Below are 13,120 nucleotides of genomic sequence, written 5' to 3' on the forward strand. Positions count from 1 at the left end.
TGTACTTGCTTTGCTTTCTAAGTCAGAACCACTGGTCTAATGCCGGTGGTTTTCTTTCTACAATAAGGGTTTGGGGCCGAGGACGGACCCAAATAGTAATGGTATTAAGATCATAATGGTAATATGGGTTCTGGTGCAAATAATATGTAGATCCGAAATAGCAGTGTATCCCTAACGGAATCTATTACTATGCGGTAAGACCGAAGAGTTGATTGATTAACTTGATTTCGATGTGGTGGCAATATTTTGATAACATGGAGAAGAAACTCGACAAGTCTAGACAAACTTCCGGTCAAATTATTTTTTACGGTCATCTGTTTATTTTAATGTCTTTGAGTATGGTTGCAGCATCCATTAGACTATTATTTTTACATGAGGTCTATTATTCTTTTATCCTATATTTTGTTTTTGGTTCTGTATTGCTCTATTTCCTGTCAACTACAATTGTTTTTCATCAATACAGGTTTGAACAACACCATTTGAAAATTTATCATTTATGCTTGTTTTTAGGGATTTTAGCAGTCTTTTTTGTTATTAATTTGATTGTAGTAGTACCAAATATTGTGATAATAGGACAATTAACCCCTATTTTTTATCATCTATGCTAAATTAACAACTACATAAATGGTTCTGGTGCAAAGATAAAATAAAAGAGAATATAGCTTATATATTTCTAGCTGAATTCTATTTTATGCTGTAAGCCCAAACAATCGATGGATGAATTTTTTCTAGTTTCGAACAGACTGATGCCGTAAATCAATCTGTTCTTTTTTGATCATATGCATGACTGCTAATCTCAAAATAATAGATGTAGCCGTGTCAAAAGACTTGAACCTTAACATTGGAAGGGCTCAGCTCTTAATAGAATGAGGAACAGGTGCATATGAAAAGATACTTGGCTGATTTGATTTTTCCATTTTTCCTTAAATAAAAAGTCAATGGTATTCCCTTTTGAATCGACTACACCACACATATAAATCCACTGTCCTTTGACTTTAATATAGGCCTCATCCCAAGACTTATAGATTATTTTCAATTTTCCTGAAATTTTTACACTAGAATCATTATTGTTTCTATTATACTGATACTTTTTCAGGATCATTTAACTTCTGCATAAAGATACGTGCTGCAAAACTTAAAAATTTATCATCAAAGTGAATAAGATTAATATCTTGACTTGGTGTTGGATCAACAATACGAACTATGCTCAAGGAATCATTATTAACAAAATCAACCAGTGAGAGTGGTATTATGGCAACCCCATGTCCATTGCATACAAGACTCAATAGAGAAATAGAAGATTTTGTTTCTATATTTGCTACAGATAAAGATAACCCTAAATTTTCACAATATATCTTAATTGATTCACGACAACTGCTTGAAGTCATTATTCTACTCAGCCCTACTAATTCTCGAAAAGAAACAAATGATTTTTTATTCAAAGGATGATTTTTTGGAATCACAAGGACGAGCTCTTCGCTATACAAAAAAGTGCTTGTTAATGTGTCTGGAGTTTGAAAACTACGTGTGATCCCTATATCAATATTATTTTCAACGATTTGATTTACAGTAACTTCTGATTCTATGATTTTTACTAAGATGTTGGGATAATGTTGTTGAAATTGCATAATATAAGGTGTTAAATAGGTGAGGTCCTCTAATAACCCTCCTATAGTAATCACGCCTCTTTTCACACCCTTTAATTCAAAGATCTCATTATGAACCTCATCAAATAGCTGCATGATAAATTTACCTTTATCCAATAGTAACTTACCTGCTTCTGTAATTTTGATACCCCTTCCAACTCGATGAAATAAAGGTGTATCAATTTCACCTTCTAACACACGTATTTGTTGACTTAAAGTCGGCTGTGAAATACCTAGAACTTCCGCAGCTTTAGTAAAACTACCATTATTACAAACTTGAATAAAATACTCTAAATGACGTAGTTCCATTCTTAATACCCACCTTCCGCTTTATGAAAGATTCACACTTAAAAGAACACTATGTATGCGTTGGCATAACAACTATCTTTCTTATACTAATTGTAATCCCATGATTTCTTCATTTTGGAAACCAATAAATGTACTACATTTATTGGTTTCCTCCCTCCTGTTTATTTACTTTTCTTTAATTTATATTTAAGTAGGATATTACTAATTCGAGATATATGTTCAAAAATTTATAGTTCTTGCGCATAATAGCCTAATTTTTTCAACTGTTCGATCATCACTTTTTTCTCACCAGAGTCCAAACCACCAAATATTTGTCGAATCGCCTGTTTATGCTTAGGGAAAATAGTATCCATCAATTCAATACCTTCTGGAGTAATTGACGCATACGTGACACGGCGGTCTTTAGGACATGGTTTTCGTATTAATAACCTCTTCTTTTCCAACTTATCAACTACATACGTGATACTGCTACTTGCAAGTAATATTTTGTCTCCAATTTTTTGTATAGGCTGATCGCCTTTATTGTATAGTAACTCAAGAACTGCAAATTCAGTTGGATTAAGTCCATAACTTTTTATATCTTCTTCAATACGCTTTGTGATTGACTGTGCTGCTCGTGATAATATAACAAATAACTTTAAAGATAAATTCTCATCATTAATCAAACTCACAATTACCAATCCTTTACAAAATATCTCGAATTCAAGACTTATTATATGATTATCAAAATATTATGTCAATAATTCAGTTTAGTTCTATCAAACCACTTATAATTTATTTCTCAACATGAGACGTACGGAGGCGTAATAAAGTGAAACTTTAATCAGTGGGGGTTTTCTTCATTCCCCACTAATTATTAGTTGAACCAATCGGGCTTTTACGGGCAGTTTATCTCCCACCTAACTTCTTTGCTTTCGCCGAATTTTGAGGTGGGAGTATTACTGCCCGTTAATGCGGGATAAATCAATTGGTAATATATAGACATCTCAATTGCGTTATTTCTTTTAAAGAGAGCTTGTTTTCTGACACAAGCTCTTTTTTTATCATATCCTACATAGAATTCAGAAACATTTTACCTGGTGAGTTTTGTACCCTTACAGCGATAGAGACCAAAAATCTGGTTCTGGTGCAAAAACCTCAAAACAATTGCAATTAATCTCTAAAGTTTGATTAAAGAACTATTTTTCTGTAGCAAAATAAAGCAGTGCTATGACCGGAAAAGCGATTCCCATCCATAATGCTGCACTCCATCCACCTGAGGCGTATGCCCATCCTCCGATAGAGGATCCAATAGCACCACCCAAAAAGAAAATAGCCATGAATAACCCGTTTAATCGACTACGAATTTCTGGCTTCAAAGAAAAAATCAAACGTTGACTAAGCACAAGGTTTGCGGACACTCCCATGTCCAATAGAATAGCTGCAACTACTAGAACAGCTATTCCGACGGGCGAATTACTCCGAATCATGAGTGGTAGTAATAAAGAAGCGATGACAACAGCGAGAGCTATCCCAGTGGCAATTCGAGTCCATCCACGATCAGCTAGACGTCCTCCTACTGGCGCAGCTATCGCACCCGCAATCCCGACAAGTGCATATAGTGCTATAGCTTTCTGAGAAAAATGAAAAGTAGGGCTAGACAATAATAACGGAACAGTAGTCCAGAATAAGCTGAAAGTCCCGAATACACACGCATGATAAATCGCGCGACGGCGTAAGATCGGGGTAGTTCGCAGTAATTGCCACATTGAACCGAGTAAAGCGGTATAATTTGTGTTTGCCATTGGCCTCCTAGTAGGAAGTACTTTTAATACTATGATCGCTAAGAGAACAATTACTGCCGCAGACAAGGCAAATATTGCATTCCATCCCCAGATGTCAGCTACTAGGCTTGATATCGGACGAGAAAGCATGATACCAAGTAACAGACCACTCATGACATTACCAACAACGCGGCCACGTGTAGATTCTGACGCAAGGTATGATGCAAAAGGTACGAGCACTTGTGCTGCGACCGATCCCAACCCGATGAAGAATGAAGCCACTAAGAACAGTATTCCGTGTTTCACAAATACTATGGCAGTCAGGGCGACTGCACTTAGAAGTAACGATATAACTACCAGCTTCCGGTTTTCAACAATATCTCCTAAAGGTACAAGAAATAGTAAACCGACAACATATCCAATCTGTGTTAGCGTTACAATCAACCCAGCACTACTAGTAGAAAGCCCAATTGCAGAGCTAATTAACCCAACCAAGGGCTGTGCATAGTAAAGATTAGCTACAATGATACCACATGCAGTTGCGAGAAGTATGGTTAACCCTGCTGAAATATCTTTATCAATTGTTTGATTTTTTAAATTAGACATAGTTAACTCCTCCTATACCATTATCCCGAAGTTCTTGAATTATCTTGACAAATGCTGCAGCGGCATCAGTGGCCATTGTACTAAATTGAGTCTGAACTGCATCCCACTCTTCTTTCAAGACTTTCAATTGTGCCATCTCTTTCTTCTCCTTTTCCATGTATTTTTAGTAATAAGTTCTTGTGGAGTCTTAGGCTTAGTTGCATCAGTTAACATTGCAAGATTTCTTAACAATTAAATACTAAACGTTTAGTTTATTAATTAAAACAAATAATATACTAAACGTTCAGTTTTGTAAATGGGTTATTTTATTTTTTATTCAAATTAAGTATACTAAACGTATAGTTTATATTTTTGGAAGGAATGATTAATGTGCAAAGTAAAAGAGGTCGGCCGCGTAATGTCGAAACGCATAAGTCTATCCTTTCCGCATCCTATGAGTTATTGCTGGAAAAGGGCTTTAAAGCGGTCACGGTCGATAAAATTGCAGATCGTGCTAAAGTTAGCAAGGCCACGATTTATAAATGGTGGCCTAACAAGGCAGCCGTGGTAATGGATGGTTTTCTTTCTGTTGCCGCTGCCAAATTACCTGTGCCTGATACGGGCTCGGCATTGAATGATATTCTAATTCACGCCACGAGTTTAGCCAGGTTTTTGACAAGTCGGGAAGGGACCATTATTACAGAGTTAATAGGCGAAGGGCAGTTTGATTCAAAATTGGCGAAGGAATATCGTACTCGATATTTTCAGCCCCGTCGACTCCAAGCTAAGCATCTTCTGGAGAAGGGAATTCAGAGAGGAGAATTGAAAGAAACTCTCGATATTGAATTAAGCATCGATCTCATTTACGGGCCGATTTTCTATCGTTTGCTCGTAACTGGCGAAAAGTTGGATGATTCCTATGTACATCATTTAGTGATGAGCGCATTTGAAGGAATCCGATTAACCTGAATAACATTCGAACAAAAATTTATTTACCACGAAATTGCCGATTCTCCACTCTCCTGATATAATGCGTCATGACCTTTCATCGCTTTAATATCGCTGAGCGATATCGACCACCGGAGAATCGAAGAGCACTTTTTGAATCTATACCTGACTGATAAACTGGGTTTCCAACCATATTAATGGATTGGATGGTGTGTGAATTTAGAGAGTATTGAAGAGCATTATACGGATACAAATTTATCTTAAGTTGATGGGCATGGGACGGTACCCCTATTAGAAAATCACTCTTATAAGCAAGTTGAGGAGATAACAGGAATTAGCGAGGGCACATTGATCCCAGCGAAAAGAAAAGCGTAGATATAAATAATGTATGTTATTGTATCCCTTGTATGTTGGGAAGAACAGTTGATGAAAAGAGAAAAACACAAAATCATATTTCATGAGAATATATACACTAAGGGACCCAGAGTACCAAATCCATTAAAGTTGAGTCTTAGCAAACAATAAGAGATGAAATGAAGGTACTTGAAATCAAAGAAATTGATATTTTTCAGATACGTGTAAAACTAAGTCATAGTCATACATCATTTACCAGTAAGTTTTTATAATTAACTCTACATAGGATAAAGAAAAAACACAAAGAATCTAGTTTTATTAAAAATCAAGAGAATAGTTAGAATCATATTCATCCATACATTTTTATTTAATGTCACTCATTATAAATCATAAAAAAGATGGATAGATGAACAATATAAAAATCTGTTCAATCTATCCTTTTTTGTACTACAAATGAGCTATTTACCACAACAAAGAACTTGTATTTTGTTGTACTAAAGCACTCATTAGCTTAATAAGAAGCTTTCTTTTATTGATATTTAAATGGGAAGTTCTTTATTAATTCATTGAATTTATTTTCCCATTGTAAAAAATCTGAAATAGGCAATTCCCCCCAAAACTGTAGTCCTGACATTTCAAATGAAACTGATATAAAGTATGTATCTCCTTTTTCCTCATCACCAAACCAGCAGGGAAAAGTGGTTTGATTTCCCATATAAGATGGCAATATTTCATACACCTTCCCTAAAGCTTCATACGTTTTATTATTAAATTTATCTTCATCAATCATATAGACTCTTTCAAACTCTATTATGTCGTTAACAACAACATAACTGTTATTATAATAATGTTCGTCTTCTACAACCATATCCACAAAATATACCCTCCTTTGATTAATTTATACAAGTTTTTTGCCCCTCCATATTCCACCACATGTGTCACAAATTTCTTTAGCAAATATATTAATACCTGTGTAAACGTATGAAAAAGGACGAATACGGTTTTCTGTGTCCAAATGATAGGGGGCTAATCCGGTAGCATTTCGACCATACAGAGTAAATCTTTTACTTTTAACATCGAGATTTACTTCTCGCTACATGTTAAATTGTTTTGCTATATAATCACCATTTTTATTGTCACCAGTCTATTTAGGATTAACAATTATGCGTAACTTCTAGCTCATTATTGGCATATATTGTTCCGTAAGTAGCACAAAGTAACATACCACCACAAACCTCGCTACTCACTTGAAAGTTAATGTTATCTTCATATGTATCTATGCTATCAGCTCTAATTGTATCTACAAGTTTTTTAAAATCAAGAACTGGTAAATATTTCGCTATAATTTCATAGCTTGATAAATTATCTTCATTATTATATGCGTTATATTCCTGAATTTCTTTATAAATCGGACTTGGACTATACGGATCATGTTTCAATTGTCCATTTTCATCTTCGAACTTTTTTATTTCTTCTTTCACTATATAATCTGGATAATCTTCACTGCCTTCATCTTCATCACAAAATTCCCAAAATGGATATTCTATATCACATAAGTGCGTTATAATCCACATTAGAAATTGCTCATTTATAAAACCCGCATTTACTTCTAACTCCTTGAATCTATTACCATAATATTTTGTAACTTTGTCTATCTTCTCTTCTTGGGACATATCATCCGTCGCCCCTGTTATATCGCATCCATCTAAATTTATAAAAATGCTATTGAACTTACCTAAAACACCTAAATCAACGGTTTCACTCCAATAGGCTTCACCATCTCTATCGATTTTTATCATAATATCCTCCATTCTGCTGCTATCGCCTCAAACTCACGTTTCAATTAGCTTTCTTTCTTCGTACTCTCTTACAATATCTGTACGTGATTTTCCATTCACATAAAGCTGAACCATCTGCCGTTTGAACTCATCTGTAAATGCTCGATGCTCACGTTCGCCCATAACGTTCTCTAATGATTTGTTTTTAATCTACTAGAACTTAATAACTGTCCAATCCAGTGTAGCCTATTCAAATCAACCATATCAAGTCTTTGCATCCTGTCAGAAGGAAAAAAAAGCTTATAGACATAGAGCCAATAGGGCCTTGTCTATAAGCTTTTTTACTTTATCTGACCAAAATAAACCTCACTTTTTTAAACAGGAATCATTTTACTTATTTTACAAGAGTTTGGACTAAAACAGGGTCGTGGTCGCTTGCACGACCATGCTTTTCCATAAATCCTGAATTAATATGGACAATGTCCACCTGCGTATTCGCCGCCATATTATTTGATACAAGAATATGATCAAGCACCTGTGCATTTCCCTGATAGTTCTTGGTATAACGCTCTTCTGCTGGAATCTTCTCAATCATATTGGTTAATACATTTCCTTTTAATGCTTTTAAAGGCTCGGAGAACTCAAAATCATTAAAATCCCCTAATAAAACAATATTGGCATCTTTCTTCTTTGAATGAATATCCTTCACAAAGCTATTGACGACATTAGCCATTTTTATTCGCTGCTCTTCACTATGAAATACCGGAGGCTGTATTTTTCCAAATAACGGATAGTCTCCAAGCTTTGAGTTAAAATGGTTAGCAACTACAATAACGTCTTTCTCATTAAATTTGAACTGTGCTGCTAATGGTTTTCGACTTGAACAGAAGGCTGGATTGATTGGATCGATGCGGCCAGGATTTAGAGTCAGCTTATTGTTTTGAAAGTGGACTGCTTGTGTCGCTGTTCCTTTTGTGCCTTTTATAAGTGATACACGATCCGGATTATACAGAAATCCTACACGAATATTTCCTCCAGGCTCACCACCATCCGCTTTGTCTTCTGGTGCAATATCAGTATAAGTGTAATTAGGTCCACCTAGAGACTTAATTTTAGTAATCAATACTGCTGCACTCTTGTTTGCATCAGTCGTGCCGCTGTCTGTTGGTCCATCATTATCCTGTACTTCCATCAGGCCGATAATGTCTGGCTGTTTCATGTTCTTTACAATTGCTTCTGCTAGTCTTGTGACTTTTGCATCATCCGTTTGAGTTGAAAAATTTTCTATATTATAAGAAGCAATAGTTAATTTTTTACGATTAGGAGTGATAGTCGTTGTTTCGCGTTCATTTGAACCTTGTACAAGCTTTGGTAATTCTTCTCTTTTACTCAGTACTTTAAAGTTACTGTAGCTATAGCTAATAACCCCTTTTATCGACCCTTCAAAGCGATCGCCCATTTTAGTTATAAAGCTTTTGTCATTAATATCGATGAAGATTCTTTCGGGGTTAAAGTCATTTTCAGATATACGCAGACCCCCCGCCTTTGTATTTGTGTTCATTGTTCCCGGAATAACAACAATTTCACCGGAATTCTGTGGCGCAACAATTTTTGCATTTTCTATTTGGACAAGCATCCCCTCTAAGCTCTCATAGAAGTCAATTCCATCTTCCTCAGGATCAAAAACAGAGAAGCTGTCATTATCGATTACCTCTGCAGGCGGGATACGGTCTTTACCGATAACAACCGGTGCTGGGAGCTTCTGATTGCTTGCGGTAACTCGAATGGAGCTTGCATTAATTTCTGTTACAGGCAGATCGGTTTTAAGTTTATCCTTGTAGCCCTCTAATACCCATTCCTTAACTTGGCCGCTGACTTTTACGACATCTCCAACCTTTACTCCATGAGGCATTTTATAAACTAATATACCTTCAGCTGTTTTATCATTTTTATCAGGCGTTAATTCCTGCATATAGAAGTTATTGTTATTTGCTACAAAGTTCACGATCCCAACAATATTTGTTACATTTTGCCCCTGATACGGGGAGTAATGCCCCTCCCCCTGAATGTCATGAATGCTGATAACATTCTTTTTAATGGTGTAATGAAAAGAAGCTATCTCACTATTCTCTAGGCCCGTTTTTACAGCGATGGCTTTAATTTGTACTGCTTCTTTTATAGTTATTGGACCGATATATTTTGTACTTGATTCCGTTGGAGTACTGCCATCAGTTGTATAATAGATGGTAGTATCAGGAGTCTCAGTTGATAATGTCACTTCCGTCCCGGGTGCAACTGTTCCTGGAGCAAGAGAGGCTTTTATATCCTGAACCTTTTCCCTCGTTAAGATTCCACTATTATTAGCAATGGTATCTGTAACCGAAATAATTTGTGCCGCATTCGAAACGTTTGAATTAGATAGAGTAAAAAGACCAAAGGGCATTACCAGAATGAGTAACAAGCTGAATGTTTTTTTTCGTTGTTTTTCCATCTTCTTTTATCTCTCCTAATACTATTTTTCATATTAATCATTACTTTTGGATTAATTATTAAGAATATGCTCTATTCTTTTATCTCACTTTAATCTTGGTTTACAATTCCCTATTAAGTGTCTGTTTATCCTCTTCTCACTCTGGAATTTTCTTTACTTATCTTATTTAGGAGTACTTTATTTCCCCTCTAATACTATTACAAGTTATATTCTCCTTACTTTTAACTTAATGCATGAAATACACCTGTTTTTCAGAAAAAAAATAACCTCTTACGGATATCACATCCGAAGAGGTTATTTTTTAATTAAACTTTATTTCAAATCTACATATTTAGCACTTGGTTTCACAGACAATACTATGCATCAGCATATTGAATAAAATCTATCATTTTCTCCTTTAATTCAGAAACAAATTCTGTACGTGTACTGAGATAAAATTGATTATTACTAGATAGATGTACACGTATAAGGTTTGCTGATCGCAATATCATCAGGTGATGATGGAGGTTTCCTTTAGCTCCGCCTATATAATTTAATATATCCGTAAATTTATATTTATTTCTTGAAAGGAGCTGAAGTATATCTAAACGTTTTTGATCTGCAAGAGCTTTTGAAATGTTAAATATTTTTTCTCTTGATTCTTCAAAACTTACAGGATACCACACAAACATTTTTTCTTTAAAAATACTAAAAGTATGGAGCGGACAAAAGTGAAGAGAAGGAATTAGAACAACGTGCTTAATTGTTGGAATTTCTATTTTAAGGCCAGTCGCAAACTCTTCTACCAACTCTTCTGGTGAATATGTTTCGGCTTTTCCACTAAATTTTGAAGCCTCATTAGCCATTTCTTTCTCTATATTCTCAAATTTAAAGTACTGGTTATACCACTCTGATAGGAAATAAAAATAATTTTTTTTTTGATTTTCTAGATTAAGTAAAAGATGAGAATCTTCTTTTTTTAAATGTGGTGCTAGTAATTCATACAATGTCGTTATTGATACTTTCTGGAACCAATCTAAAAATGAATGAATATCATCTTTTTGAGGACACCCTTCAATTATTAAGCATAGCACATCCCCAAAAGATACATCTTCAAATTGTTCAAGTTTACTTTTATAATGGTCAGTTAGTTTAGCATTAACATTTTCAATCCAACTAGTACCTTTATACAAATATTTTAGATTTTTCCTTCTTTTATATAATAAAAAACTTAAAAGTAATTCATAAACTATTGAATCATCCACTGCTACACGGTATGACATTACTTACCTCCCTCTCCTATTAGGATATTAATTATAGAATATCAAAATATGCAACATTCGAACAAGAATAATCATTCTAAATTTATTTTCTTTTTTATATTTTTCTGATAATATTGAACTTGTAATTTAGTTCTTAATTTAAAGAACTAATACGATAATACTATTGGAGGTTGTATTTATGAATCAAATTCCTCATAAGCCTACACGCTGGGACTTACAAAGATTATATCCAAATGAATGTGATCAAACTTTAAATAATGAATTAAACGAAATTAAAATTTTAATTCATTATTTAAAAGAAGAGACTTATTCAAAATTTAACACTGAAAGTTTTATTGATAAAAAAATGCTGCAGAGCTTCTCCGATGTCCGCAGCAAGCTTGAAAAAGCAGAATACTATTGTTACTGTCTTACTTCTGAATCAAAAGATCATTCTATTCCTACTTCATTGCATAACAAAATAACTTCCCTCAAAGATGAAGCTCATTCTTTATTGTCAGATTGGCAAAAATATATAAGCAAACTTCCTGCTGAAACCCAAAAGGAATGGTATAGCCTTCCTTTTGTACAACCCTTTATTCCTGATTTATCTACTAACATTTATACTGGTATTGAAGAACAAATGATAAATTTTACAAGAAATGAATTGAATCATTGGAAAGATATGTACACTCAGCTTAAAAATAAATTAGAGATTGAATTTATTGATGATGATAATAAAAAAGTAATTTCTTTTAGTGAAGTGAATGATTTAGCTATGAATCATGATGACCCTATCAAAAGAATGGAAGCATTTGAACTTCTAACAAATACATTGGATAAGGAAAAGGATCTTTTTGGTGCCGTTTTTAATAACTTTGCACGATTACGGTTGTCTCAAAACTGTGCCCTACAAAAAGACGATATATTATCAGATTCTCTTCATTTAAATGGAATTTCTCAAAAATCACTCTTTACAATGTGGGAGACAATAGATAAGAATTTTAAAAATTTAACTCGTTTTCTAGATTTTAAAAAGAATAATGCGGAAAAGCTAACATGGCATCAATCAATGACTTCTCAACAAAATAAACAAAGAAAAATGTCTTTTTCAAAAGCTGTAGAAGAAATATTCAATTCATTAGAAATGATCGATGATGAAATGGCTGACTTTGCACTTCATGTAATAACAGATGGTTGGGTAGATGCAGAACCAAGAACGAATAAACTTCCTGGAGGTTTTTGTGCGCCCTTTCTAAGTGAGGGGGAATCTAGAATTTCTTTACGATACGACGGAACGATAGAGAGTGTAAGAATACTAGCACATGAGATAGGACATGCCTGGCATTTTAAGCAGTTAAAAGATGCTCCCTCTCTTTCTTTTTTAGAAGAACGTTTTCCAATGAGTATCGCAGAGTGTTCATCTATTTTATTTGAATTAATTTTTGTGGATCATTTAATTACCGTTACGAGTGATTTGGAAGTTAAACAATCTTTGCTTAACTATAAAATACAAAGTAGCTTAAATTATTTAATGGCAGTTCGAGGATCATTTATATTTGAACAACTTTTCTATGAAGAAAGTAAAGATGGGCCATTAAGTTCCATTCAGATAGAGGAGTTATCAATCGAATCTCAGAAAAGAGCCTATGGTGATAGCTTAGAACAGTATCAACCTTTTGTTTGGATAAAATATGGGCATTTTTATGAACCTAACATTCCTTTTTATAATTATCCTTATACTTTTGGCTATCTATTAAGTTTAGGTCTGTTAGCCATTGCAAAACAGGATGGTAATGAATTTAATTCGAAATATAAAAGGTTCTTAAGTGAAACCGGAAAAAGGCCAGTTGAAGAATTAGTATACCATTACTTTAATATTGATCTTTCTAATCCAAAATTTTGGCAGCAATCTATTAATCAAGTTATTAAGGATATAGAAGAATATATTCACCTTTCAGATAGTTAACTTAATTCAGTTTATTTCAAAGACAGAATAATTTTT

At 34.2% G+C, this 13,120-nt stretch carries 11 protein-coding genes and 4 pseudogenes; 4 read left to right on the forward strand and 11 right to left on the reverse strand.

Going from position 1 to position 13,120, the window contains the following annotated elements:
• Positions 1-215: 215 nt before the first annotated feature.
• Positions 216-624, forward strand: a pseudogene (locus tag WAZ07_RS25250) (low temperature requirement protein A); the annotation flags it as partial.
• Between the two features lie 104 nt (positions 625-728).
• Here the strand turns inward: WAZ07_RS25250 and WAZ07_RS26365 are convergent.
• From WAZ07_RS26365 to WAZ07_RS25275, 6 genes and pseudogenes are all read right to left on the reverse strand, one after another.
• Positions 729-842: pseudogene (locus WAZ07_RS26365) on the reverse strand (IS6 family transposase); the annotation flags it as partial.
• A gap of 92 nt (positions 843-934) precedes the next feature.
• Positions 935-1,018: pseudogene (locus tag WAZ07_RS26370) on the reverse strand (DDE-type integrase/transposase/recombinase); the annotation flags it as partial.
• Positions 1,019-1,076: 58 nt separating this feature from the next.
• The gene (locus WAZ07_RS25260) at positions 1,077-1,955 is read right to left on the reverse strand and encodes a LysR family transcriptional regulator (RefSeq protein WP_336474596.1); all 879 of its coding nucleotides are present in this window, start codon (positions 1,953-1,955) and stop codon (positions 1,077-1,079) included.
• 227 nt (positions 1,956-2,182) lie between these two features.
• On the reverse strand, positions 2,183-2,626 hold the full coding sequence (locus WAZ07_RS25265) for a MarR family winged helix-turn-helix transcriptional regulator (RefSeq protein WP_336474597.1): 444 nt from the start codon (positions 2,624-2,626) through the stop codon (positions 2,183-2,185).
• Positions 2,627-3,133: 507 nt separating this feature from the next.
• A complete protein-coding gene (locus WAZ07_RS25270; RefSeq protein WP_336474598.1) occupies positions 3,134-4,324 on the reverse strand; it encodes an MFS transporter in 1,191 nt (396 codons plus the stop codon).
• Positions 4,317-4,460, reverse strand: coding sequence for a hypothetical protein (locus tag WAZ07_RS25275; protein WP_336474599.1), 144 nt, complete (start codon positions 4,458-4,460; stop codon positions 4,317-4,319). The genes WAZ07_RS25270 and WAZ07_RS25275 overlap by 8 nt, the downstream gene beginning before the upstream one ends.
• A 233-nt stretch (positions 4,461-4,693) precedes the next feature.
• On the opposite strand from WAZ07_RS25275, the gene WAZ07_RS25280 reads away from it, so the two are divergent.
• Positions 4,694-5,272: a TetR/AcrR family transcriptional regulator gene (locus WAZ07_RS25280; RefSeq protein WP_336474623.1), complete on the forward strand. Its 579-nt coding sequence runs from the start codon at positions 4,694-4,696 to the stop codon at positions 5,270-5,272.
• A 267-nt stretch (positions 5,273-5,539) separates the two neighbouring features.
• Positions 5,540-5,626 (forward strand): annotated as a pseudogene (locus WAZ07_RS26375) (recombinase family protein); the annotation flags it as partial.
• Positions 5,627-6,134: 508 nt separating this feature from the next.
• Here WAZ07_RS26375 and WAZ07_RS25285 read toward each other — a convergent pair.
• The 5 genes from WAZ07_RS25285 to WAZ07_RS25305 form a co-directional block, all read right to left on the reverse strand.
• A complete protein-coding gene (locus WAZ07_RS25285; protein ID WP_336474600.1) occupies positions 6,135-6,479 on the reverse strand; it encodes a hypothetical protein in 345 nt (114 codons plus the stop codon).
• 280 nt (positions 6,480-6,759) lie between these two features.
• Positions 6,760-7,404 carry a hypothetical protein gene (locus WAZ07_RS25290; protein WP_090913664.1) on the reverse strand — a complete coding sequence of 215 codons (645 nt, stop codon included), beginning with the start codon at positions 7,402-7,404 and terminating at the stop codon, positions 6,760-6,762.
• Positions 7,405-7,437: 33 nt separating this feature from the next.
• Complete coding sequence (locus tag WAZ07_RS25295) at positions 7,438-7,566, reverse strand: hypothetical protein (RefSeq protein ID WP_336474601.1); 129 nt, start codon at positions 7,564-7,566, stop codon at positions 7,438-7,440.
• A gap of 211 nt (positions 7,567-7,777) precedes the next feature.
• On the reverse strand, positions 7,778-9,874 hold the full coding sequence (locus tag WAZ07_RS25300; protein ID WP_336474602.1) for a chitobiase/beta-hexosaminidase C-terminal domain-containing protein: 2,097 nt from the start codon (positions 9,872-9,874) through the stop codon (positions 7,778-7,780).
• A gap of 356 nt (positions 9,875-10,230) precedes the next feature.
• Positions 10,231-11,136 (reverse strand): winged helix-turn-helix domain-containing protein, encoded by a 906-nt coding sequence (locus WAZ07_RS25305; RefSeq protein ID WP_336474603.1) that lies wholly within the window; start codon positions 11,134-11,136, stop codon positions 10,231-10,233.
• Positions 11,137-11,314: 178 nt separating this feature from the next.
• On the opposite strand from WAZ07_RS25305, the gene WAZ07_RS25310 reads away from it, so the two are divergent.
• Positions 11,315-13,084 carry a M3 family metallopeptidase gene (locus WAZ07_RS25310; RefSeq protein WP_336474604.1) on the forward strand — a complete coding sequence of 590 codons (1,770 nt, stop codon included), beginning with the start codon at positions 11,315-11,317 and terminating at the stop codon, positions 13,082-13,084.
• Positions 13,085-13,120: the final 36 nt, after the last annotated feature.

It is taken from the genome of Bacillus bruguierae (genome assembly GCF_037104725.1).
GTDB lineage: Bacteria > Bacillota > Bacilli > Bacillales > Bacillaceae_G > Bacillus_A > Bacillus_A bruguierae.

Excerpts from the sequence above, each read along its gene's own strand:
- WAZ07_RS25290 (WP_090913664.1), bottom strand. The coding sequence starts at position 7,404 with ATGATAAAAATCGATAGAGATGGTGAAGCCTATTGGAGTGAAACCGTT.
- WAZ07_RS25270 (WP_336474598.1), bottom strand. The coding sequence starts at position 4,324 with ATGTCTAATTTAAAAAATCAAACAATTGATAAAGATATTTCAGCAGGG.
- WAZ07_RS25260 (WP_336474596.1), bottom strand. The coding sequence starts at position 1,955 with ATGGAACTACGTCATTTAGAGTATTTTATTCAAGTTTGTAATAATGGT.
- WAZ07_RS25300 (WP_336474602.1), bottom strand. The coding sequence starts at position 9,874 with ATGGAAAAACAACGAAAAAAAACATTCAGCTTGTTACTCATTCTGGTA.
- WAZ07_RS25295 (WP_336474601.1), bottom strand. The coding sequence starts at position 7,566 with ATGGGCGAACGTGAGCATCGAGCATTTACAGATGAGTTCAAACGGCAG.
- WAZ07_RS25305 (WP_336474603.1), bottom strand. The coding sequence starts at position 11,136 with ATGTCATACCGTGTAGCAGTGGATGATTCAATAGTTTATGAATTACTT.
- WAZ07_RS25310 (WP_336474604.1), top strand. The coding sequence starts at position 11,315 with ATGAATCAAATTCCTCATAAGCCTACACGCTGGGACTTACAAAGATTA.
- WAZ07_RS25275 (WP_336474599.1), bottom strand. The coding sequence starts at position 4,460 with ATGGCACAATTGAAAGTCTTGAAAGAAGAGTGGGATGCAGTTCAGACT.